Annotated in this window: 18 protein-coding genes; 9 read left to right on the plus strand and 9 right to left on the minus strand. The window is 68.3% G+C overall.

All coding sequences use genetic code 11. The features are described 5' to 3' along the window. Positions 1-19: 19 nt before the first annotated feature. The 4 genes from ACOTSS_RS03210 to ACOTSS_RS03225 form a co-directional block, all read right to left on the minus strand. Entirely contained in the window at positions 20-1,843 is a 1,824-nt protein-coding gene (locus ACOTSS_RS03210) for a ShlB/FhaC/HecB family hemolysin secretion/activation protein (protein ID WP_448690100.1), read from the minus strand. A gap of 180 nt (positions 1,844-2,023) precedes the next feature. Beyond that, positions 2,024-2,791 (minus strand): hypothetical protein, encoded by a 768-nt coding sequence (locus ACOTSS_RS03215; RefSeq protein WP_448690101.1) that lies wholly within the window; start codon positions 2,789-2,791, stop codon positions 2,024-2,026. Beyond that, positions 2,778-4,847: a CHASE2 domain-containing protein gene (locus tag ACOTSS_RS03220; RefSeq protein ID WP_448690102.1), complete on the minus strand. Its 2,070-nt coding sequence runs from the start codon at positions 4,845-4,847 to the stop codon at positions 2,778-2,780. Before ACOTSS_RS03220 ends, ACOTSS_RS03215 begins: the two co-directional genes overlap by 14 nt. A 21-nt stretch (positions 4,848-4,868) precedes the next feature. Further along, positions 4,869-7,940 (minus strand): CHAT domain-containing protein, encoded by a 3,072-nt coding sequence (locus ACOTSS_RS03225; RefSeq protein ID WP_448690103.1) that lies wholly within the window; start codon positions 7,938-7,940, stop codon positions 4,869-4,871. A 237-nt stretch (positions 7,941-8,177) separates the two neighbouring features. Between ACOTSS_RS03225 and ACOTSS_RS03230 the strand changes: the two genes are divergently transcribed. From ACOTSS_RS03230 to grxD, 3 genes are read left to right on the plus strand one after another with little or no spacing between them, the layout of a single operon-like run. Next, entirely contained in the window at positions 8,178-8,504 is a 327-nt protein-coding gene (locus ACOTSS_RS03230; protein ID WP_448690104.1) for a DUF1476 domain-containing protein, read from the plus strand. 19 nt (positions 8,505-8,523) lie between these two features. After that, positions 8,524-8,751 (plus strand): BolA family protein, encoded by a 228-nt coding sequence (locus ACOTSS_RS03235; RefSeq protein WP_053556063.1) that lies wholly within the window; start codon positions 8,524-8,526, stop codon positions 8,749-8,751. Positions 8,752-8,804: 53 nt separating this feature from the next. Further along, complete coding sequence (gene grxD / locus ACOTSS_RS03240; protein WP_448690105.1) at positions 8,805-9,137, plus strand: Grx4 family monothiol glutaredoxin; 333 nt, start codon at positions 8,805-8,807, stop codon at positions 9,135-9,137. A gap of 13 nt (positions 9,138-9,150) precedes the next feature. Here grxD and ACOTSS_RS03245 read toward each other — a convergent pair whose 3' ends face one another. The 3 genes from ACOTSS_RS03245 to ACOTSS_RS03255 are packed head-to-tail and all read right to left on the minus strand — an operon-like array spanning position 9,151 to position 10,565. Next, positions 9,151-9,480 carry a DMT family transporter gene (locus ACOTSS_RS03245; RefSeq protein WP_448690106.1) on the minus strand — a complete coding sequence of 110 codons (330 nt, stop codon included), beginning with the start codon at positions 9,478-9,480 and terminating at the stop codon, positions 9,151-9,153. A gap of 19 nt (positions 9,481-9,499) precedes the next feature. After that, on the minus strand, positions 9,500-9,811 hold the full coding sequence (locus ACOTSS_RS03250; RefSeq protein WP_448690107.1) for an alkylphosphonate utilization protein: 312 nt from the start codon (positions 9,809-9,811) through the stop codon (positions 9,500-9,502). A 4-nt stretch (positions 9,812-9,815) separates the two neighbouring features. Continuing rightward, on the minus strand, positions 9,816-10,565 hold the full coding sequence (locus tag ACOTSS_RS03255) for a class I SAM-dependent methyltransferase (RefSeq protein WP_448690108.1): 750 nt from the start codon (positions 10,563-10,565) through the stop codon (positions 9,816-9,818). A gap of 125 nt (positions 10,566-10,690) precedes the next feature. Here ACOTSS_RS03255 and ACOTSS_RS03260 point away from each other — a divergent pair, with 125 nt between their 5' ends. Continuing rightward, entirely contained in the window at positions 10,691-12,430 is a 1,740-nt protein-coding gene (locus ACOTSS_RS03260) for an N-acyl-D-amino-acid deacylase family protein (protein ID WP_448690109.1), read from the plus strand. Between the two features lie 18 nt (positions 12,431-12,448). Here the strand turns inward: ACOTSS_RS03260 and ACOTSS_RS03265 are convergent, their stop codons facing one another. Continuing rightward, a complete protein-coding gene (locus ACOTSS_RS03265) occupies positions 12,449-14,032 on the minus strand; it encodes a hypothetical protein (RefSeq protein ID WP_448690110.1) in 1,584 nt (527 codons plus the stop codon). Beyond that, the gene (gene nhaA, locus ACOTSS_RS03270; RefSeq protein WP_448690111.1) at positions 14,032-15,318 is read right to left on the minus strand and encodes a Na+/H+ antiporter NhaA; all 1,287 of its coding nucleotides are present in this window, start codon (positions 15,316-15,318) and stop codon (positions 14,032-14,034) included. The genes ACOTSS_RS03265 and nhaA overlap by 1 nt, the downstream gene beginning before the upstream one ends. Before the next feature lie 149 nt (positions 15,319-15,467). On the opposite strand from nhaA, the gene ACOTSS_RS03275 reads away from it, so the two are divergent. The 5 genes from ACOTSS_RS03275 (at position 15,468) to ACOTSS_RS03295 (ending at position 21,591) form a co-directional block, all read left to right on the plus strand. Beyond that, positions 15,468-16,880, plus strand: a complete 1,413-nt coding sequence (locus ACOTSS_RS03275) for a glycosyl transferase family protein (protein WP_448690112.1) — start codon at positions 15,468-15,470, stop codon at positions 16,878-16,880. Beyond that, complete coding sequence (locus tag ACOTSS_RS03280; RefSeq protein WP_448690113.1) at positions 16,880-18,007, plus strand: hypothetical protein; 1,128 nt, start codon at positions 16,880-16,882, stop codon at positions 18,005-18,007. The genes ACOTSS_RS03275 and ACOTSS_RS03280 overlap by 1 nt, the downstream gene beginning before the upstream one ends. Positions 18,008-18,116: 109 nt before the next feature. Further along, positions 18,117-19,025, plus strand: coding sequence for a sulfite exporter TauE/SafE family protein (locus tag ACOTSS_RS03285; protein ID WP_448690114.1), 909 nt, complete (start codon positions 18,117-18,119; stop codon positions 19,023-19,025). Continuing rightward, positions 19,022-19,795, plus strand: coding sequence for a TIGR02186 family protein (locus ACOTSS_RS03290; RefSeq protein ID WP_095387647.1), 774 nt, complete (start codon positions 19,022-19,024; stop codon positions 19,793-19,795). Before ACOTSS_RS03285 ends, ACOTSS_RS03290 begins: the two co-directional genes overlap by 4 nt. A gap of 83 nt (positions 19,796-19,878) precedes the next feature. After that, entirely contained in the window at positions 19,879-21,591 is a 1,713-nt protein-coding gene (locus ACOTSS_RS03295; RefSeq protein WP_448690115.1) for an ATP-binding protein, read from the plus strand. Position 21,592: the final 1 nt, after the last annotated feature.

Below are 21,592 nucleotides of genomic sequence, written 5' to 3' on the forward strand. Positions count from 1 at the left end.
TCGATTCGAAAGTCATGGATCAGCGCGCCCGGACGCCGAACTGCGTCGTCAGCGTGACGAGCAGCCGGGGGTCGGGCCGCTTGGCCAGCAGGGCGGGGCGGTTGAGCGGGGCGGCGAAAGTGACGTCGAGCCGCGCGAGGTCGCCATAGGTGACGCGCACGCCTCCTCCCGCCGAATAGAGTTTCTGGGGGTTGAGGCCGTTGAAGGCGCTGTCCTTGTTCCACACCCAGGCCGCGTCGAAGAAGGCGAAGGGCTGGACCGCGAAACTTTTGGTATTGGCAGGGACGAGCGAGCCGTAGCGCGCCTCGAGCGACACCGCGGCGCCGCTGTCGCCGATGACCGTGCCGGGGTCGAAACCGCGGCCGACGGTGAAATTGCCGCCCGAAAATTCCTCATAGGCGAGCAGCGGATCGCTCGCCCATTGCGCGCGCGGCGCTGCCGACAGGGTGAACGCCTTGACCGGCCGCCATTCGGCGAGCGCATTGGCGCGCAGCAGGAAGGCATCGGGCTTGCCCTCGATGCGCGACAGCGGGACCGCGCCGGGCAGGAAACAGGCTACGCCGCTGGGGCCGCAGTCGTCGCTGGCGCCGAGGAAGCTGACGCCCTGGCGCGCCTCCAGCGACGTCGCAAGCGCCCAGCGCGGCTCGGACGGGCTGTAACCGCTGCGCCCGGCGATCGACGACGGGTCGATCCAGCTCGCGTCGGCGCGCAGGTTGAAGACGCGCAGCCGGTCGCGATTGAGCGGCACGCCGCCGAGTCGGATGTCCTGGTCGATGAAGTCGAGCCCGCCGCCGAGCGTCAGCCGGTGCGCCTGCGTCAGCGTCAGCGGATAGGAGGCGAAGAGGCTAACGACCTGGGTGTTCGACTTGATAGCGAGCCCGGTCAGATCGGGACGCGTCCACGCGTAGGTATAGCTACCCCCGAGCCGCAGCCCTTCGCCGCCGACGCGGAATTCATGTGCGAGCTGGACCACCTGCTGTTCCTTGAGGTCGGCGGTCGAATAGATGCTGGCGGTGGTCAGGTCGCCCATGCCGGTAATGCCGGCGAAGCGCGCTCGCGCGATGCCGCCCCAGCGGCCGACGTCGTGCGATCCGAAATTCTGGATGCTGGCGTCGAAGATCAGCGGGGTGCGGACGACCGTGACCTCGCCGACGACCTCGCCGGGATTGGCGCCGGGGCGCAGCGTCAGCCGTGCGTCCATGCCGGGGATGTCGCGCGCGAGCAGCAGATAGCGCTCGGCGTCGAGGATGTTGAACACCGGCTGGTCGTCGAGCCGCGCCAGATAGCGCTGGAGCAACCCTTCGTTGGCGCCGGCATCGCCGCGCACTTCGATGCGCGTCATGCGCGCGGCCAGGATGTCGAGCCGGACGATGCCGTCGTCGATCGTCTGGGGCGGCACACGGACTGCGGCCAGATAACCCTTCGACCGCAGCATCGTCGCGGCGCGGTCGCGGATATCGCAGACGACCGATATGGGGAGATCCTGCCCGACCCGGTCGGTCCAGGCGGAATCGAGCATGGCGGGGTCGATCCCCTCGACGCTCGAGAATTGCACCTGACGGAGCGCGATGCGGACGTTCGCATATTGGGGATCGGCGAGCGGGCAGGGCGCGCGTTCGATGCTGTCGTCGGCCGCGACGATCCGTTCGGCGGGCGGGACAGCGGGGGGCAGCGTCGGGCGCTGGATCTCCTCGCGCGTGGGGATTTGCGGTGTCGCCTGCGCCCAGGCGGCCGCGGGCAGCGCGGCGGTGATCAGCCCCGCCGCGCAGATCAGCGCGGCATATTTCCCGACCTGCGCGGGCCGTGCCGCTTCATCGATATTCCAAAGCCCCGCGTCGCCCATGTCCACCCCTTGCGTGCCGGCAAGGTCGCCGCTGCGACCTCGCGCCAAATTCATTCCGATACCGCCGGAATTCCGGCAGCAGGAAGTTTTCGACCCAAGGAAAGGAGGGACCGCTCGAATGGCGGCTTTCTTTTCCTATTATCAGATGGATCGGGCCGATTCAACGACAACCCGATCCCGTCAGCCTCCCGCCGCTTCCGATTCCGCCATTGCGTCGACGAGCCGGTCGAGCTGCGGCTGGCACCCCTTGGCGACCAGCATCGCCGCGGCGCCTTCGGCGCCTTCGGGCATCGCGTCGAGCGGCGCGAAACGGATCGAGACGGGGGCGGCCAGCCCCGCGCCCGACAGCCGGTAGTCGACGCCATATTGCACCGGGACCGTCTCGGTGGGCCATTTGCGGTAATTGGCCCCAGCGACGAAGGCGACGGTCTCGCTCCGGTCGCCCTGCTCGATCTTGAGCAGCTCGTCGCTGCCCATATGCGGACGCCAGAGAAGCAGGGTCGCCGGATCGGCGACGCAGAAGGTGCCGCTCTCGCGATAATCGAGCAGCCAGAGGTTGGGCGCATGGATATCGGCGGGCGGCGGACCGGCCGGATCGCCACGGGTGAAGCCCCCGCGCGCGCGGCCTTGCGGACCCGAGGCGAGCATGCGCGCGACCGTCGAGCCCGTCGTCTGGCTCGCCTGGACGGTGCCGCTCGCGCTGTAGCTGCCCGGCCCCGAAAGCGTGCGCGTCTTGCCGCCCTGGATCAGGACGACGCGGTCGCCGGCGACGAGGGTGACCTTGTCGCTGGCCTTGAGCTTGGTGCCGGTCGGATATTTGCTCGCCGACGGGCCGGTCGAACGGACGACCATCGACTGGGCGGCAGCGGTTCCGGCGACGGCGACCGCCATCACGGCGGCCGCGGCGGCCAGCCCCAGGCGGCGCATCCGGGCGTCAGGACAGAACATAGCTTTCTCCTCTCTCGGTCTCGTTCAGGCGTTTTACCAGAAGCATGATGGCGGCATCCTGCGCATGTTCGGCCTGCGCCGCTGTGGCACAGGTCACAAAGGCGATTTTTTCTCCCGCCTCGTGCGCGGCGACCATCGCCGCGATGCGCGCCCGCTGCTCGCCCGTCAGATCGGGGCGCGGGGTGAAGACATCGACCGGCCGCGCGCGTCCGCGCAACGTGACACGGCCCATCGGCACCAGATCGTCGCGCCCGGCATGCTCGGCGGCCTCGGCCGAGATCAGCACACCGGTGTTGAGGCTCTTGTTCGCCGATTCGAGGCGCGACGCGGTGTTCATGCTGTCGCCGAGCGCGGTATACTGGATGCGGCCCTCGCCGCCGAAATTGCCGACGATCGCGTCGCCGACGTGCAGCCCGACGCGCGTCATGCCGAGCGGCGGCACCCCTTCGGCCATGTCGACGCGAAAGGCCTCGCCCGCCTGATACATGGCGACCGCCGCCGCCGCCGCGCGTTCGCCGTCGTCGGGCCGGCTGATCGGCGCGCCCCAGAAGGCGACGATGGCGTCGCCGACGAACTTGTCGATCGTTCCGCCATGGTCGAGCACGATGTCCGACAGGCGGTCGAGATATTCGTTGAGCAGCCGCGCCACCGTTTCGGGGGTGACGGCGTGGCTCAATTTGGTGAAGCCCTCGAGATCGGTGAAGACGCAATAGATGTTGCGGCGCTCGCCGTGCAGCGACAACTGGTCGGGGTCGCGCATGATCTGCGCCGCGACGTCGGCGGGCAGATATTTGCCGAGCGCCGATTGCGCGAAGGCGCGCTGGCGCGACCCGATCGTGCGCGCCGCGGTGCCGACCGCGGCATAGCCGAACAACCAGCCGACCGCCCAGCCGAAGGCGGGGAGCGTCGTGGTGTCGACTCCCCGGCCCTGCACCCAGAAGGGGAAGGCGACGAAAAAGGCCATCTGGCCGAGGAAGGCGAGCGCGACCCACCGCGCGCGCAGGTCGATCAGGCTGGTCAGCCCGCCGGCGACGACGACAAGGATCGCGATGACCCACAGCGCTGGACCGGGGATCGGATCGAGCCAGGCCCGGTCGAGCTGCTGCGCCAGCATATGCGCGTGAACCTCCAGCCCGATCATCGTTTCGTGGCGCCCGGTCACGGCGTCGGGAAAGCGGCTGAGCGGGGTGTTGAACCGGTCGACGTCGATGATGTCGCCGCCGATCAGCACATAGCGCCCCTTGACCATTTCGGCGAAGCCGGCGCGCGTCTCGTCATCCATCGGCATCGCGAAGGCGTCGATGGGGAGGTTGGCGAACACGGGTTCTTCCTGACCAGCCTCCGCGCGCGCGGGAAGGAGGAAGCGGATGGCGCCGCGATAGTCGGCGTGTGCGGGATCCACCGGCGCCAGCGCATTGGCCATCAGCGGCGGTAGTCCCGTGGGCCGCTCGGGCCAGTTGCGGATCACGCCATCGTCGTCGGTGTGGAACAGTACGCTCGTTGGTCGGGTTCTGGCGGTCGTCACCTCGGCGATGAAGGATTGCAGGAATTTCTGCTGCTCATAGAAGATCGTGTCGGGATTGCTCGCCTGCTCGACATAGGCGAGCCAGGTCGGCGTCCGCATCGCGCGGAGCTGAGTCTTCAGCAGTTCGTCGTCGGGCCGCGGCGAATCGAAGCCGATGTCGATGCCGATCGCCTTCGCCCCCATCCGGTCGATATTGGCGAGCGCGCGGGCGAGAAGCGTGCGGTCGAGCGGCGAGCGGATGCCGGTGTTGAACAGCGTCTCGTCATTATAGGTGATCATGACGATGCGCTTGTCCTGTCCGACATGCGGCGCCATCGCGGTCGCGCGCGCGTCGTAGAGCGCGCGTTCGGCATCGCGCGCGAGCGGCAACTGCCAGCCGAGCCGCGCGATCAGCACCGCAAGGCAGAGGAACAGGATCGTTGCGGCGAGGCGCGACGGGCCGAGCTGGGTCGCCAGCCGCCGGACGCGCTTGCCGAGCGGGACCGCCGCGGGGCGATCCTCGGCCGCCGCCGGGTCGGGCGCGGTCACCATATCCTCCCCCCGAGCCATCGTTCAGCCCGCGTGTCCCGCGGCCTCCCCGGCCTGCGGCGCGGCGGCGGTGGTCGCTGGGGCCTGGAGCAGCGCCTGTCCGCCGTCGCCGATGATCGCGAAGCCCGCCCAATAATAGGGGTGCGAGGTTTGCTTGTCGTCCATCAGCTTCGTCTGCGTCGCCCATAGCGCGTCGGCGACGCTTTCGCCCTTCGGTGCCGTGAACAGCCCGCCGATCAGCCGCTTGGTCGCGTCGAAATCGTCGGGCGCGGGCCAGTGGCTCGCGATCACCGAGCGGCCGCCGGCACCGATGAAGGCGCGGACCAGCCCGTCGAGCGCGTTGCCACCACCGCTTGCGACCCCGGCTTCGCGCGTTGCGGCGACCGACGCCGCGCCCGCGGTGTCGCACGCCGACAGGATGACGAGGTCGGCGTCGAGCTTGAGGTCGTAGATTTCCTGGAAGCTGAGCAATCCGTCCGAATCGCCGTCGCCGAACGAGGTGACGAGCACCGGGCGCGCTGGGCACGAGGCCCGCGGCGCGGTGACCAGACCATGCGTCGCGAAATGGATGATGCGATATTGGTCGAGATCGGCGCGGGTCTTGACCGCCGTGTCGGTGAAGGCGCTGCCGGTCAGCAGCGTCGCGGCGTCGCGGCCCATCGCGTTCCGCGCGGTGACCAACTCGTCGGCCGAGATCGGGCGGCTCCACTGCGAAATATCCCACTGGCAGTCGCCGTCGACCGCCGACATCTCGCCGCCGCGCGTTCCCGTCGAGAGCAGCGCGCCGGTGACCGGCTGGTTCTGCCCGAGCCCGAAATATTCGTTGGCGGCGTGCGACGGCGCGGTCTGCCGCGCATTGCGGAAGGCGAGCGCGGAGACCGAGGTGCTCGGCCGCACCGTCCGCCCCAGCCATGCGATCTGGCGCATGTCGAACGGGTCGGCGTTGGCATCGAGCAGCCGCTGCTCGTAATCGGCAAGCCCCTGGTCGGACGTGACGAGCAGAGTGATCGGCAGCCGCAGCATCGCGCCGTCGGGTTCGAAGATCAGATGCGCGATCCCCGGCAGGCGGTCGGCGACGGGGCCGAACAATTGCGTATAGAGCTTGCGCGCGGTCGCGGCGTCGAAGGGGTAGGTGACGCGCCGGCCATTCTCGACGATCGAGATGGTCGAGCGGATGGCGTCGACCGCATTCTCCAGCCCCGCCGCGCCGATGTCGGCGCGCCACAGCTTGGCATCGTCGTGCCCGATCAGCATCGCATAGACGGCGTCGCCGACGACGAGCATCTTCAGATAGGCTTCGTCGCCGCGCAGCACCTGCTGGAGCTCGGCGAGGTCGAGCTTGCCCGGTTCGACGACGCGATATTGCGGGAAGGCCGAAAGCCGCGCGATCGTTTCGGCCTGTTGGAAGCCGAGATTGTCGAGCCGCGTCTTGAGATCGGCGCGCAGCGCGCCGATTTCGGGGGTCGCGGGAAGCTGCGCGAGCCGTGCATCCTCGATCCGCGCGCGCTCGATGTCGCGATTGAGATTGGTCGCCTGGCGGAACAGCCGCGCACCTTCGCCATCGCCGCCCGACAGCTCGCGCGCGAGCACCGCCTGCGTGTCGGCGACGCCGGGTCGGATCTGGAGCTGGCTGGCGACGAAGAAGTCGCCGATCGCCGAGGGATCGGTTGCCGCGCGCGCCGCGAGCAGCCGGTAATAGGGCGCCATCATGTTCGCCATGCCGGTCGTCGACCGCTGCGAGTTCGCGAGCGCGGTCACGACCTCGCGATAAATGCCCAGCGCCTGCTCGTCCTGCCCGTGCCGCGACAGAAAGGCCGCATAGCGCGCGCGCGCCGACGCGAGCGCGTTGGTTTCGGGATATTCGACCGCGAGTGCGTCGACCGATTCGCGGAAGCGCGCGTCGGCAGCGCCATTGTCGCCAAGCGCCTCCTCGGAGAGCGCGAGTTCGCCGAGCATCTGCGAGCGCAGCCGGACGATCGAGGTCACGCGCCCCTCGCGCACCGCCATCGCGTCGGCGAGCCCCTTGAGCTGCGCCGCTTTCGCCGCCTCGGCATTGCCGCGCAGCCGCTCCACCGTGCCGAGCAGATGCGTCGCCTGCGCGTCGATGATCGTCGCGCGCTCGGCGGGGGTCAGCCGTTCGCGATCCGAGGTCTGCTGGATCGCGCTCGCCGAGCTGCCGCCGTTGACCCCGGCGACGATCTCGGGGGTCAGCGTCACCGCGTTGCCTTCGACCGTCACCGCGCTGGTGAGCGGCGGGATCGGCGTCTGAAGGATCGCCGCCGCCCCGTCGTAATCGCGCTGGTTGAGCGCATGGATCGCGCGGAAATTGCGGCGCAGGCGCTGCTGCACCGGATCGCCGGTGGGAATCGCCTCGACCTCGGCGAACAGCCGCTCCGCCTCGGCGAATTCGCCGAGGTTCGATTTCTGAAGCGCGCGGTTGAGAGTGAATTCGGTCGGGTCGATCCCGGCGGTCTGTTGCTCGCCCGGCGCGCGGCGCGACAGCGCCTCGAAGAATTCGGCGGCGTCGGCATAATCGCCGCTGTGGTTGCGGCGGTATCCCTCGGCGAGCGCCTTGTCGACATCTATGGTGCCGGCAAGGGTGCGCGCGAAGCCATCGTCGCCGCCGACCGACGTGGTCGCGACCTTGATCACGCCGGGGACGACTGCGCGGCGGCGGATCGATTCGAGCGCGAGGTCGAGTGCATCGCCATAAGCCGCGAAGCCCTCGGCGGCATAGCTGGTATCACCATCGGCCTCGATCCGGGTGCGCCACGCGACATCGCTGCCCTTGACGGTGCAGGTGCCCGCTGCGTCGCAATCGATCGTGCCGGCGCGGCCGCGCTCGACGCGCGCCTGGGCCTCGGCAGGGGTCGCGCGCAGCATGCGGATATAGCCGACCGGCTGGCTCGCGTCGCGGCACAGGATCATCCACGCGCGATCGAACATGCCCTCGATCACGCTGTCGCGTACGGTCGCCTGCACCTCGCACAGCGAGCCGCCTTGGCTGCCGATCGCGAAGCTGTCGCGCAGCGTCGGGTCGTCGCCCTGCGCCCGCGCGGCGCTGCCCCCACCGAGCGCGAGGGCGGCCAAAAGCATAGGAAAGCCATATCGAGCGGTCATCGTCGCAATCCCCCAAAGCCATACGCAATTCGACCCTGCGGCAGCTTGGCGGCAAGGCGCAGTCTTATAGTGCTGCGGTACGACCCATCCCGTGACGCGGACCCTAAACCCTTTGTTCGCAAAAGGGAAGTGATCAGCCGCACAGGCGGCTTGCGCCGCGGGGGCACGCGACCTATCTGCGACTGGAACGGATTTTCACCAGACGAGGACGAGATGAGCGCATTCGACGACCGCGAACGGGCCCATGAAGCGAAGTTTGCCCGCGATCAGGACGTGCTGTTCCGCATCACCGCGCGGCGCAACCGGCTGCTCGGCGAATGGGCGGCCGAACGCATGGGGCTGACGCCCGAGGAAACCGACGCCTATGCGAAGGCGGTGGTGCAGGCCGATTTCGAGGAAGCCGGCGACGAGGACGTGATCCGCAAGCTCGCGGGCGACCTGACCGCCGCCGGTGTCGAGATCAGCGATGCCGAAATCCGCGCCGCGCTCAACGACAAGACCGCCGAGGCGCGCCGCCAGTTCATCGACGATCAGAACTGAGGGAGCGCGACCGGTGGCGATGCGCGAAGAGGATCTGCGGGCGATGATCGCCGCCGCCTTTCCCGATGCGACGGTGACGATCACCGATCTTGCAGGCGACGGCGACCATTATGCCGCGCACGTCGTCAGCGCCGCCTTTCGCGGCATGACCCGCGTTGCCCAGCACAAGGCGGTCTATGCGGCGCTGGGCGGACGCATGGGCGGCGAACTTCATGCCTTGCAATTGACCACCGGCGTTCCTTCATAGGAACCCCATGCTTTTGCGGCGCCCGATCGCGGCGCCCGACCGGAGACCGACAAATGACCGACCCCGCCACCCACGACCGCATCGCCAAGCTGGTTGGCGACCATCCGGTGCTGCTGTTCATGAAGGGTACGCCGTTGTTCCCCCAGTGCGGCTTTTCCTCGCGCGCGATCGCGATGCTCGACCGGCTCGGTATCGAATATGATACGGTCGACGTGCTGCAGGACATGGAGATCCGCCAGGGGATCAAGGAATTTTCCGACTGGCCGACGATCCCCCAGCTTTATGTGAAGGGCGAATTCATCGGCGGCTCCGACATCATGATGGAGATGTGGGAAGCCGGCGAACTGCACACGCTGATGAACGGGATCCCGACGCGGGCCGAATAGACCGTTTGCGGGATCAGTGCGCGGCGGTCTTCGAGAAGAGATTCAGGACCGCGACGCCCGCCACGATCAGCGTCATGCCGAGCAGCGCGGGCGCGTCGAGCCTTTGCCCCTGAAAAATCCAGGCGACGGTGGCGATCAGCACGATGCCGACCCCCGACCAGATCGCATAGGCGACGCCGGTCGGAATGTCGCGGAGCGCCAGCGACAGGAAATAGAAGGCGATGGCGTATCCCGCCGCCATGACCAGCGACGGACCAAGGTTCCGAAAGCCGTCCGATTGTTTCAGGAAGGACGTCGCGATCACCTCGGCGACGATCGCGATGGCGAGATAGAGGTAATGCACCGCCCGTTCCCTTGAAAGCCTAGCGCTTGCGGACGAATTCGGCGCGCAGCACCAGACCCTTGATGCCTTCGTGGCGGCAGTCGATTTCCTGATCGTCGCCGGTCAGGCGGATCGACCTGATCACCGTGCCGACCTTCAGCGTCTGCCCCGCGCCCTTCACCTGCAGGTCCTTGACCAGCACGACCGAGTCGCCGTCGGCGAGCAGATTGCCCACCGCGTCGCGGACCTCGGGGCCCGCCGCGGCGGCTTCGGCGCGCGCGCGGGCTTCGCTCGCGGGCAGCCATTCGCCGCTCGCTTCGTCATAGACATAATCTTCGTCGTCGCCGGTCATCGTCTCACTCGGGTTTGCGGAAGCGCAGCGCGAACTGGTCGGTCTTGCCGCGGATGGAAGGGTCGAAGACATTGGCCGTACGCGGATCTTCGGGCCGCGCATAGAGGTCGCTTTCCGCCTCGAGTGCGAATCCTGCCCTGGTGAGCGCCGCGACCGCCGCAGCCTTGTCGATGCGGTGGAGGCTGTCGGACAGCGTCGTGCCGCTGCCGTCGGCGGCGCTGTGATCGACGACGATCAGCGTCCCGCCGGGCTTGAGCGCCGCGAACAGCGCCGCGCTCGCCTTGTCGCCGGTACCTTCGGGGAAGGGCTTGAGGTAGAGGTCATGGAAATTCTGCACGGTGATGATCGTGTCGAGCGGCACCGGAAAGGGCGGCGCGGCGAAGGGGCCGTTGACCGCGTCGACATTGGCATAAGCGGCGTCGACCGCCGCTTGATCGTCGCCATATTGCTTCTTGAAGGCGATGAACTCGGCGGGCTGGAAGGCGTAGACATGTCCCTCGGGCCCGACCGCGGCGGCGAGGAGGCGGGTGACATAGCCGCCGCCCATCACATAATCGCCGACCGCCTCGCCGGGTGCGATCTGGGCGAAGGCGAGCAGTTCGGCGGGCTTGCGCATCGCATCGCGTTCGCGGTCGGCGGCTGGGCGCGCGGGATCGGCGAGCGCGGCGCTGTAATCGGGTGCGGCGGCGGGCTCGGCGGCGAGCGAGGGCGCGGCGGTCGCAAGGAGGAGGGCGAGGGTAAGCGAGCGGATCATGGCGGCGACTCCCTTTGGATTTGTCACGCCACCATAGCGCTTCGCCGGGCTTCCGGCGCGATTATTTGCACATCGCGAATTTGGTGATAGGTTTCGTCCTGAAACGAAAAATCGGGAGAGTCGGGATGTACGATCTGGTAATTCGCGGCGGCACGGTCGTCGATGGCACGGGCGGCGCGCCCTTCGTGGCCGATGTCGCGATCGAGGGCGATCGCATCGCCGCGGTGGGCGCGAATCTGGGCGCCGGCCGCGAAGAGATCGACGCGAAGGGCAGGATCGTCACCCCCGGCTTTGTCGACGTCCACACCCACTATGACGGGCAGGCGACATGGGACGCCGAAATGGCGCCATCGAGCTGGCACGGGGTCACCACGGTCGTGATGGGCAATTGCGGCGTTGGCTTCGCTCCCGCCAAGCCCGACCGTCACGACTGGCTGATCAGCCTGATGGAAGGGGTCGAGGACATTCCCGGCACCGCGCTCGCCGAGGGCATGTCGTGGGACTGGGAGACCTTCCCCGAATATATGGACGCGCTCGAACGGCTGCCGCGCACCGTCGACGTCGCGTGCCACGTCCCGCACGGTGCGGTGCGCGCCTATGTGCTCGGCGACCGCGAAAAGCCCGGTGCGATCCCGACCGACGAAGACATCGCCGAAATGTCGCGCATCGTCGAGGAAGGGGTGCGCGCGGGCGCATTGGGCTTCTCGACCAGCCGCACCGTGCTCCACAAGTCGGTCGACGGCGAACTCGTCCCCGGTACCACCGCGACCGCCGAGGAGCTGATCGCGATCGGCCGCGCGATGGGCCGCGTCGGCTATGGCGTGTTCGAAATGGCGAGCGACATGAAGCGCGAGTGGAACGAGTTTCAGTGGATGGGCGATCTCAGCCGCGAAACCGGCCTGCCGGTGACCTTCGCCGCGCTTCAGTCGATCGCCAAGGAACTGCCGCTCGAGGAACAGATTTCGGAAATGCGCAAGCAGAATGCGACCGGCGCGAACATCGTCGCGCAGATCGCGCTGCGCGGTAATGGCGTGATCATGGCGTGGCAGGGCACCGTCCACCCGTTCCGCTTCAAGCCCGCGTGGAACGAGATCATCGACCTGCCGTGGGGGCAGCAGCTCGCGCATCTGAAAGACCCCGCCTTCAAGGCGCGGATGATCGACGAGGAGAATGTCTGGCCCGAAAGCGACATCCTCGATTTCCTCAAGATCGTCGCGTTGGGCTGGCCCGTGCAGTTCGAAATGGACCCCGATTTCAACTACGAACCGCGGATGGACGAGAGCATCGCGCATCGCGCGGCGGCGGCAGGGGTGAGCCCGGCCGAATATGCCTACGACCTCCTGATGAAGGACGACGGCAAGGGCTTCATCTATTTCCCGATCCTCAATTATCGCGACGGCAACCTCAATTTCCTGGAGGATCTGCAGGCCGCGAACGACACGGTGAACAGCCTGTCCGACGGCGGCGCGCATTGCGGGACGATCTGCGACGCGGCCTCGCCGACCTTCATGCTCCAGCATTGGGTGCGCGACCGCGCGGGCGCCCGCATCGCGCTCGAACATGCGGTGAAGCGCCAGTGCCGCGACACCGCCCTGCTCTATGGACTCGACGATCGCGGGCTACTCGCGCCCGGCTATCTCGCCGATGTGAACGTCATCGACATGGGCGCGATCAAGCTCGGCAAGCCGTGGCTCGCCTTCGACCTGCCCGCGGGCGGCAAGCGCTTGCTGCAAAAGGCCGACGGCTATGTCGCGACGATCAAGTCGGGCGTCGTGACGTTCAAGGACGGCGAGATGCAGGGGCCGACCCCCGGCGGCGTGATCCGCGGCCCGCAGCGCGTCGAACTGGCGATGGCGGCGGAGTGATCCGCCGCCTCGCCGCGCTCACGGCGCGGTGAGATCCGCCGGCAGCGTCGGTTCGCTGAGGATCAGCATCATCCGCCGCCAGCTTTCGTCGCGGTCGGGGTTGCCGCGCTCGACATAGGCGCGGACCATGTCCTCGCCGATGCCGTAGTTGATCACATAGCTGCGATACTGGTCGGTGAAGGCGACCGACTGTTCGGCGCGCTGCGGCGAGACGAGCAGATATTTCTGCGTCAGCGCCACAGCGGCTGGCCGGTCGATCGCGCCGTCGAGATATTGCTGCGCGATGGTCAGGCGCGCGCCCTGCAGCGCCTTCAGCGCGTCGGTGAGCTGCCAGTAGCGATCGTCGCCCGGCAGCGCGATGCCGGCGAGCGGCATCAGCACGTCGCGCTCGGTGTCGGGGCGGGTGCGGTCGGGGAAGGCGAGGTCGATGCCGTAATTGGCGCTGCCCTCGGCGATCAGGCTTTGCGGGCTGTAGAGCGGATAGACGCTGAACTCGGTCCAGCCGCGCGCCTTCACCAGCTGTTCCTCGAGCTTCATGTTGAGCAGGTGGTGGCCGGGATAGCCCTCGTGGCAGCCGAGGTCGAGCGCACGCGACAGGCGGATCGGCAGGTCGGTGTTGACCTGGATGATGCTGTGATAGCCGCCCTGGTAATAATTATAGCCGCTCCAGCTCTTGCCGGTGACGAACTGGAGTTCGAAGCTCTCGCCCTGTGGCATCGTCACATGCGCCGCGGTGCGGCCGCGGCAGCGCGCGATCGCGGCGTCGAACACCGGCTTCAGCTTGTCCTTGGGGATGGTGAAGCGGTCGAGATAGGCCTCGACCCGCGCCGCGAGCGGCCCGTCGCCCGGGACGAGCGCCGCGATCGCGGCGAGCTGGGCGTCGTAGCTTGCGAGCGGCTTCAGTTGGGGGCGCACGCCGAACAACCGTTCGGCCTCTTCGGCAAAGGGGAAGCGCGTCCCCTCCATCATCATCAGCCGCGTCTCGGCGGCGCGGAGCTGGGCACGCAGAAAGGCGGCGCGGCGCCGCTCGATCGAGTCGGAAAGATCGGGCGCCGCCGCATCGAGCTTGGCCATCAGCTGCCGCGCCGCGGCGAGCAGGGTCGGCTTGTCGCGCGGCGCCTTGGTCGCCGCTTCGAGCAGGCTCGGCGGGCCGTAATAGGCGTCGATATAGCCCCTTTCGTGGGTGCCGATTTCGAGGGTCAGCAGCACATAGGCCGACGCGATCGCATCGACCGCCTGCGCGGCGTACATGGCGGAGGTGGGGTCGACAGGGGCGGTGGGCGCGGGCCAGGCGTTCGCGTCGGCGCTGGCGGGTGCAGCTGGCGGCGCAGGGGCGTTCGGTGCGGGCAGCTCGGTCATGCCGGAGACGACCTCCATCCGGCGGACGTCGATCGTCGGAACCTCCGTGCTGACCTTGGCGGGGGCGCCTTGCTCGTCATCGGCGGCTTGCGGCGCCGCGGCGGCGGGCGCCGGCGTAGCAGGCGCGCCGCGTTCCTGCGCCTTGCGCTCGGCGACGACGCGCTTCATTTCGGGGTCGAGTGCGTAGCAGCCCGACAAGGCGGTGCCCGCGACGAGCAGCAGGAGGATCGTGGGGGTGCGCATCAGACGGGCACGGCTCCTTTCGTTTCCGACGTGTCGCGGACATCGCCGTCGCCGTCGATCTCGGCGTCGCTGTCGGCCTCGGTCGCGGCATGGTTCGGATGCGGCGGTGCGAAGCGGAGCACCGCGAAACCCGCGAGCGCCGCGACGAGCGACCCCATCAATATGCCGATCTTCGCTTCTTCGACCAAGAGGACGTTCCCCGGAAAGGCGAGGCCGCCGATGAACAGGCTCATCGTGAAGCCGATCCCGCAGAGCAGTGCGACGCCATAGACCTGCAGCCAGGTCGCGCCGCGCAGCCGGCCCGCGATACCGAACCGGACCGAAAGCCAGACGCTGCCGAAAATGCCGATCTGCTTGCCGAGGAACAGCCCCGCGGCGATGCCGAGCGGCAGCGGCGCGAAAATCTGGTCGGCGGTCAGCCCGCCGATATCGACCCCGGCGTTGGCGAAACCGAACAGCGGCACGATGCCGAAGGCGACCCAGGGGTGCAGCGCATGTTCGAGCCGGTGGAGCGGCGAGGCGGCGCTGTCGGGTGCGCCCGGCGTCGCCTCGAACGGGATCGCCATCGCCGCGAGGACACCGGCGATCGTCGCATGCACCCCCGACAGCAGCATCGCATACCAGAGGAGCGCGAAGACCAGCAGATAGACCGTCAGGCGCCTTACGCCCGCGCGGTTGAGTGCGAACATGACGCCGAGCAGCCCCGCCGCCGCGGCGAGCGCGGCGAGGTTGATCTTGGCGGTGTAGAAGAGCGCGATGATCGCGACCGCGCCCATGTCGTCGACGATCGCGACGGTGACGAGGAAAAGCTTGAGCGAGGTCGGCGCGCGCTTTCCGAGCAGCGCGAGGACGCCGATCGCGAAGGCGATGTCGGTCGCGGCGGGGATCGCCCAGCCTTGCGCCAGCCCCGGCTCGGACCCGGCGAAGAGCATGTAGAGGATCGCCGGCACCGCCATGCCCGCTGCCGCCGCGATCATCGGCAGCCGCCGCCGGTCCCAGCTCGCGAGCCGCCCGTCGACGAACTCGCGCTTGATCTCGAGCCCGACGAGCAGGAAGAAGATCGCCATCAGCCCGTCATTGATCCACAGATGCACCGTCATCGGCCCGAGCTTGTCGGTCAGGGCCGGGCCGGTCACCGCGTGAATCGCGTCGTGATAGAGGGCGCCGAGCGGCGAATTGGCCACGATCATCGCGAGCGCGGCTGCGAGGATGAGCAGCATCCCGCCGGCGCTTTCGCTTTCGAGAAAGTCGCGCAGCGCGGAACGGGGAGCGGGGCCGGGGGCCATCGGGCGATTATATTCCTGCCAGATCGGATGTTTTCGCGGGCTTAGTAACGCGCGCTTCCCGGTTCGTCACCCTTTACAAAGAAAGGGTTTCCATTACCCCTTGTCGCGAGATGGCGACGGGGGCGTCGTCGGGAAGACGGGGCACGGGGGTGGAACTGTCGATCGGATGGCTGCCGTGGTTCGTGCACGGCGCCGCGCACGAATTGATGCTTTTTGCAGCGGTCGGCATCTTGCTGATCGGGCTCGATGATCTGCTGCTCGACGCAGTCTGGCTCGCGACGCGCCACCGCCCGCTGCCGTCGATCAAGGGCGGGACGCGGATCGTCGACGGTGCCTTCGCGATCTTCGTGCCCGCCTGGGACGAGGCGGAGGTGCTCCCCGCGACGATCCGGCGGACACTCGCCGCATGGGATGGCGAGGATTTCCGGCTCTATGTCGGCTGTTATCCGAACGACGCCGCGACCCTGCTCGCCGTTTCGCCGCTGGTCGCGCGCGATCCGCGGCTGCGCCTCGTCATCGGTGCGGCGGACGGCCCGACGACCAAGGGCGACAATCTCAATCGGCTGTGGGCGGCGCTGCTCGACGATGAACGGGCGGAGGGCGCGCGCTTCGCCGCCGTCGTTCTCCACGACGCCGAGGACCATGTCCATTGGGGCGAGCTGGCGCTTTATCGCGCGATGCTCGCCGATCATGCGATGGTGCAGATTCCGGTGGTGCCGATGATCCGCAAGGGCGCGATCTGGGTCGGCGGCCATTATGGCGACGAGTTCGCCGAGGCGCATGGAAAGGAGCTCGCGGTCCGGTCGCGGCTCGGCCTGCCGATTCCGTCGGCGGGCGTGGGATGCGCGCTGTCGCGAAATGCGCTGTCGCTGCTCGCCCTCCATCGCGACGGGCGGCCCTTTCGCGCCGACAGCCTGACCGAGGATTATGAGGTGGGGATGCTCCTCGGCGCCTATGGCCTGCGCGCGCGTTTCGTCGCGGCTTCGGCCGGGGCGGGCGATCCGATCGTGTCGCGCGGCTGCTTTCCGGGCCGCGCCGATGCCGCGATGCGGCAGAAGGCGCGGTGGATCGCGGGGATCGCGCTCGAAGGCTGGGATCATCTGGGATGGAATGCCGTCGCCGAAGGTGGCGGTGCCCGCGGCTGGGCGGCGCGCTGGATGCTGTGGCGCGACCGGCGCGCGCCGCTCGCCGCCGTCGTGATTCTCGCCGCCTATGCCGGTCTGGTCCTGACCCTGCTGGGCTGGGTGGGGCAGGGGACGCTCGGCTGGCCGCCGCCGGCCGCGCATGAGGGGCTACGCCTCCTCTTGGATTTCGCGGCTGCGCTGTTGCTGTGGCGGCTTGGCATGCGCTGTCATTTCACCACGCGCTGGTACGGTTGGCGGCAGGGATTGCGCGCGATCCCGCGCGCCTTCGTCGCCAACGTCATCGCCGTGCTTGCGACATGGCGGGCGGTGGCGATCTATTGTCAGATGCTGCGGTCGGGCGAGGTCGTATGGGACAAGACCGACCATGATACCGAAATCGCGCCGCACCCCATCGCGATGCCGGTTCGCCTGCCGTGATGATCCGGCAGTCGGGACGGAGCGCGCGTCGTGATGCGCCGGCACTGCGTTTCCTGCTGCTGTGCGGCGGCGGCTGGATCGCGCTGCGCGTACTGGTGGCCTGGAACCCCGCGGTCCCGGCACCGCCGACGCCGCCTTCGCCCTGGGCACCGGCTCCGCGGTTCGCGACGAACGCGATATCGCCGCCGCCCGCTGCCGCCGATCGCGCGGGGGTGAATGGCGGCGCGGAAACGTCTCCGGTCTTGCGACTCCCTCCCATCCCTGAAGGTCGCAGCGGTTGGCGTGGCCGCGCGGCGACGCCGAGGGGAACGGAGGGCGGGCTCGACCGCCACAGCCTGCGCGTCGCGCTGATGGCGCGATTGCTCTCGCCGTTGACGCAGGGCGATGCGCGCGCGGCAGTGCCGGCCGGCGCGATCTGGATGCCGTCGAAAGCCGCAGCGCGCGCCGAGCCTGGATCGGGAGCGCCCTTCTGGATGGTGCGCGATCTTTCGGGCTGGTCGGTGTCGGGTTGGCTGTTCCTGCGCCAAGGCTCGGCATCGGCGCCGGGACCGATCGCCGCGGGCGGCGAACTCGGCGGGAGTCAGGCAGGGATGCGGATCGCCTATGGGTTCGGCGATCAGGGTCGGGCACGGGCCTTTGCGCGCGCAACGATCGCAACCGACCGGCCGGATCAGCGCGAGGTCGCGCTCGGGCTGGCGTTCGCGCCGGTGGCGCGCCTGCCGGTCGACATCGCGATCGAGCAGCGCCTTGCCGTGGGCCGCGAGGGACGGACCGCGCTGGCGGCGACGGTCGGCGGCGGCGTCAGCGATGTGGCACTGCCCGGCGGTTTCCGGCTGGAAGCCTATGGTCAGGCGGGGGTAGTCGGCGTCCATCGCCGCGACGGCTTCGCGGAGGCCGCGGTGGTCGTCGATCACGCGGTGGGCACGGACGCGCCGCTGCGGCTCGGCACGCTGGCAGCTGCCGCGGCGCAGCCCGGCGCATCGCGGGTGGACGTCGGCCCGCGGCTGACGCTGCGCTTGCCCGATGTCGGGCGGGGCGGCCGGATCGCGGTCGACTGGCGGCAGCGCGTCGCTGGCGAAGCACGCCCCGCGAGCGGGCTCGCGGTGACGCTGGCTGCCGACTTCTGAAAATCGCGCTCCGACACGCGCGCAGCCGATTCCCCGGCCCGGAAAAATCGTCTAGGGTCGCCTGAATCGGCGCCGTCCGGGCGCCGGAATCACGCGTCGGGGCCTGTCCTTGGATCTCTACCTTCCTGTCGCCAACCTGTCGGTCAACGCGCTGGTCATCATCCTGCTCGGCGGGGGAGTGGGCTTTCTGTCGGGCATGTTCGGCGTCGGCGGCGGCTTTCTGACCACGCCGCTGCTGATCTTCTATGGCATACCTCCGACGGTGGCGGCGGCGTCGGCAGCGACGCAGGTGACGGGCGCCAGCGTGTCGGGGACGATGGCTTACCTCGAGCGCGACGGCGTCGACCTGCGCATGGGTGCGGTGCTGGTCGCGGGCGGCCTCGTCGGGTCGCTGATCGGCGCGGGGCTGTTCGAGCTGCTGACCGCCTGGGGGCAGATCGATACGGTAATCTCGATCCTCTATGTCGCGATGCTGGGATCGGTCGGCACGATCATGGGGCGCGAGGCGTGGGGCTCGCTGCGGGCGATGAAGGCGGGGATGCCGCCGCCCCCGCGCAAGCGCCGCCATCACCCGATGGTCGCCAACCTGCCGCTGCGCTGGCGCTTCTATCGCTCGGGCCTCTATATCTCGCCGCTCGCGCCGCTGCTGCTCGGCATGGGGGTCGGCGTGCTGACGATGCTGCTCGGCGTCGGCGGCGGCTTCATCATGGTTCCCGCGATGGTCTATCTGCTCGGCATGGGGACGCAGGTGGTCGTCGGCACCTCGCTGTTCCAGATCTTGTTCGTGACGATCGCGACGACGATGGTGCATGCGATGACGACGGGCGCGGTCGACATCGTGCTCGCGGGGTTGCTGCTGCTCGGCAGCGTCACCGGCGCGCAGGTCGGCGCGCGCTTCGCCCAGTCGGTGCGGCCCGAATATCTGCGGCTGCTGCTCGCCGTGATCGTCCTTCTCGTCGCGCTGCGCATGGGGGTCGACCTCTTCATCCGCCCCGAAGAAATCTATACCGTGCAATGACGCGCCTGGCCGCCTTGCTGCTGGGGCTTGCCGCCACGCTGTTGCCTGCCGGGAGCGTCCAGGCGGCGGACCCGCGGCTGGTGCCCGACGTGTCGAACCGCGCGATCGACATCCAGTACAGCTTCACCGGCGAGGAACTGCTGCTGTTCGGCGCGATCCTCTATCCGGGCCAGCGCCTGCCCGACGACCGCGCCGATATCGTCGTCGTGCTGAAAGGGCCGGTGCGTCCGATCGTGCTGCGCGAGAAACAGCGCGTCGCGGGCATCTGGGTGAACGCCAGCAGTATTCGCCTGCGCACCTCGCCCGGCTTCTATGCGATCGGATCGTCGCGCCCGATCGACAAGCTGGTCGACGAGCGGACCGCCGCGATCTTCGAACTCGGGCTCAGCAACCTGTCGATGTCGCCGACGGGCTTTTCCGAAGCGAAGAAGCTCGAACGCTTCGAGGGCGGGCTGATCGATCTCTATCGCCGGCTCGGCCTTTTCTATGAAAATCCCCGCGCGGTGGAGATCAGCGAAGGGGTGCTCTACCGCGCGCGAATCCCCGTGCCGGCGCGCGTTCCGGTCGGCAATTACCGCGCCGAAACCTATCTGATCAGCAAGGGCCGCGTTATCGCGGTCGCCTCGCGCGACGTCGAGATCCGCAAGGCGGGGTTCGAACGCTTCGTCGCGCTCGCGGCGCAGCGCCACGGCTTTCTCTATGGCCTGACCGCGGTCCTCCTGTCGCTCGTCCTCGGCTATGGCGCGTCGGCGATCTTCCGGCGGCGCTGAACCGCCAGAAAGCAGCATAAGCGCTTTCTTTACCATCCGGTGCGATACCGGTGTCCGGGACTGACAACAGGCGGGGCATAAGGATGGACATGCAGAGCGGCGGGTTCAGCGCCGGCGATCAGACGGCCGCGCAAACCGTGCGCCTCGCCGGCGGCGGTACCGTCGCGCCCGTCGCGGCGGCGACGGCGCATCATCGCGACGAACTGCTTGTCGGCGAAGTGATCGACATCGCGGGCTCGGCCTCGCGCATCATCCTTGACGCCGAGGCGATCGGCCGGCTTGCCGGGTCGGGCGACCCCGCGGTCGCAATGGCGGGCCAGGTCGGCGCCCAGATCAAGGTTCGCGTCGGCAACGTCTGGCTTCTCGCCAGCATCCGCGACCAGCAACTCCACGAAGGGGACCGGGGCGTGATCGTCGCCTCGGTCGATTTCCTCGGCGAGGGCGACGAGGAAAAGCTGACCGGGCGCATCCACAACTTCCGCCGCGGCGTCACCCGCTATCCGGTACCGGGCAGCGAGGTCTATGCGGCGACCAGCGCCGATCTGAAGCAGATCTATGCCGCCGACGAGCGCGCGCATGTCGAGATCGGCACCGTCTATCCGACCAAGGATATCCGCGGCTCGCTCTATGTCGACGCGATGCTCGGCAAGCATTTCGCGCTATTGGGTTCGACCGGCACCGGCAAATCGACGAGCGCGGCGCTGATCCTCCACAGGATTTGCGAACTTGCGCCGCAGGGCCATATCGTGATGATCGACCCGCACGGCGAATATTCGGCTGCCTTCAAGGGCACCGGCGCGCTGTTCGACGTCGACAATCTCGCGATGCCCTATTGGCTGATGAATTTCGAGGAGCATTGCGAGGTCTTCGTCACCAGCGAGGGCCGCGAGCGGCAGGGCGACTGCGACGTGCTCGCCAAATGCCTGCTCCAGGCGCGGCAAAAGAACCGCCTGGCCGAAGGGATGACCAAGCTCACGGTCGATTCGCCGATCCCCTATCTGCTCTCCGACCTGCTCGCGATCCTGTCGAACGAGATGGGCAAGCTCGACAAGGCGACCTCGTCGGCGCCCTTCATGCGGATCAAGGGCAAGATCGAGGAAATGCGCGCCGATCCGCGCTATAATTTCATGTTTTCGGGCATGCTCGTCGCCGATACGATGGCGGCCTTCATCGGCAAGATCTTCCGCCTGCCGTCGGACGGGCGTCCGATCTCGATCATCGACGTGTCGGGGGTGCCTTCGGACATCACGAGCGTGGTCGTCGCGGTGCTGTCGCGCCTGACCTTCGACTATGCGATCTGGTCGCGCGGCGAGCCGCAGCGGCCGATCCTGCTCGTCTGCGAGGAGGCGCACCGCTACATTCCGGCGAAGGACGTCGGCCAGGGGCAGGCGGTGCGCAAGATTCTCGAGCGGATCGCAAAGGAAGGCCGCAAATATGGGGTGTCGCTCGGCCTGATCACCCAGCGCCCGTCGGACCTCGCCGAAGGCGTGCTGTCGCAGTGCGGCACGATCATCTCGATGCGCCTCAACAACGAGCGCGACCAGCATTTCGTCAAGGCCGCGATGCCTGAGGGCGCGCGCGGTTTCATCGATTCGATCCCGGCGCTGCGCAACCGCGAATGCATCGTCTGCGGCGAAGGCGTCTCGATCCCGATCCGCGTCTATCTCGACACGCTCGAAGAGGACAAGCGCCCGGCGTCGAGCGATCCGCTTTTCTCGAAGCTATGGCGCGATACGGGCGGCGAAGTCGAAATCCTCGACCGCGTGGTCAAGCGCTGGCGCAGCCAGGGGCGTTGAT

The organism is Sphingopyxis sp. NJF-3 (assembly GCF_053514865.1).

Excerpts from the sequence above, each read along its gene's own strand:
- ACOTSS_RS03225 (WP_448690103.1), bottom strand. The coding sequence starts at position 7,940 with ATGCTTTTGGCCGCCCTCGCGCTCGGTGGGGGCAGCGCCGCGCGGGCG.
- ACOTSS_RS03295 (WP_448690115.1), top strand. The coding sequence starts at position 19,879 with ATGGACATGCAGAGCGGCGGGTTCAGCGCCGGCGATCAGACGGCCGCG.
- ACOTSS_RS03215 (WP_448690101.1), bottom strand. The coding sequence starts at position 2,791 with ATGTTCTGTCCTGACGCCCGGATGCGCCGCCTGGGGCTGGCCGCCGCG.
- ACOTSS_RS03230 (WP_448690104.1), top strand. The coding sequence starts at position 8,178 with ATGAGCGCATTCGACGACCGCGAACGGGCCCATGAAGCGAAGTTTGCC.
- ACOTSS_RS03210 (WP_448690100.1), bottom strand. The coding sequence starts at position 1,843 with ATGGGCGACGCGGGGCTTTGGAATATCGATGAAGCGGCACGGCCCGCG.
- ACOTSS_RS03290 (WP_095387647.1), top strand. The coding sequence starts at position 19,022 with ATGACGCGCCTGGCCGCCTTGCTGCTGGGGCTTGCCGCCACGCTGTTG.
- ACOTSS_RS03265 (WP_448690110.1), bottom strand. The coding sequence starts at position 14,032 with ATGCGCACCCCCACGATCCTCCTGCTGCTCGTCGCGGGCACCGCCTTG.
- ACOTSS_RS03235 (WP_053556063.1), top strand. The coding sequence starts at position 8,524 with ATGCGCGAAGAGGATCTGCGGGCGATGATCGCCGCCGCCTTTCCCGAT.
- ACOTSS_RS03255 (WP_448690108.1), bottom strand. The coding sequence starts at position 10,565 with ATGATCCGCTCGCTTACCCTCGCCCTCCTCCTTGCGACCGCCGCGCCC.
- ACOTSS_RS03260 (WP_448690109.1), top strand. The coding sequence starts at position 10,691 with ATGTACGATCTGGTAATTCGCGGCGGCACGGTCGTCGATGGCACGGGC.
- nhaA (WP_448690111.1), bottom strand. The coding sequence starts at position 15,318 with ATGGCCCCCGGCCCCGCTCCCCGTTCCGCGCTGCGCGACTTTCTCGAA.
- ACOTSS_RS03250 (WP_448690107.1), bottom strand. The coding sequence starts at position 9,811 with ATGACCGGCGACGACGAAGATTATGTCTATGACGAAGCGAGCGGCGAA.
- ACOTSS_RS03280 (WP_448690113.1), top strand. The coding sequence starts at position 16,880 with ATGATCCGGCAGTCGGGACGGAGCGCGCGTCGTGATGCGCCGGCACTG.
- ACOTSS_RS03220 (WP_448690102.1), bottom strand. The coding sequence starts at position 4,847 with ATGGTGACCGCGCCCGACCCGGCGGCGGCCGAGGATCGCCCCGCGGCG.
- grxD (WP_448690105.1), top strand. The coding sequence starts at position 8,805 with ATGACCGACCCCGCCACCCACGACCGCATCGCCAAGCTGGTTGGCGAC.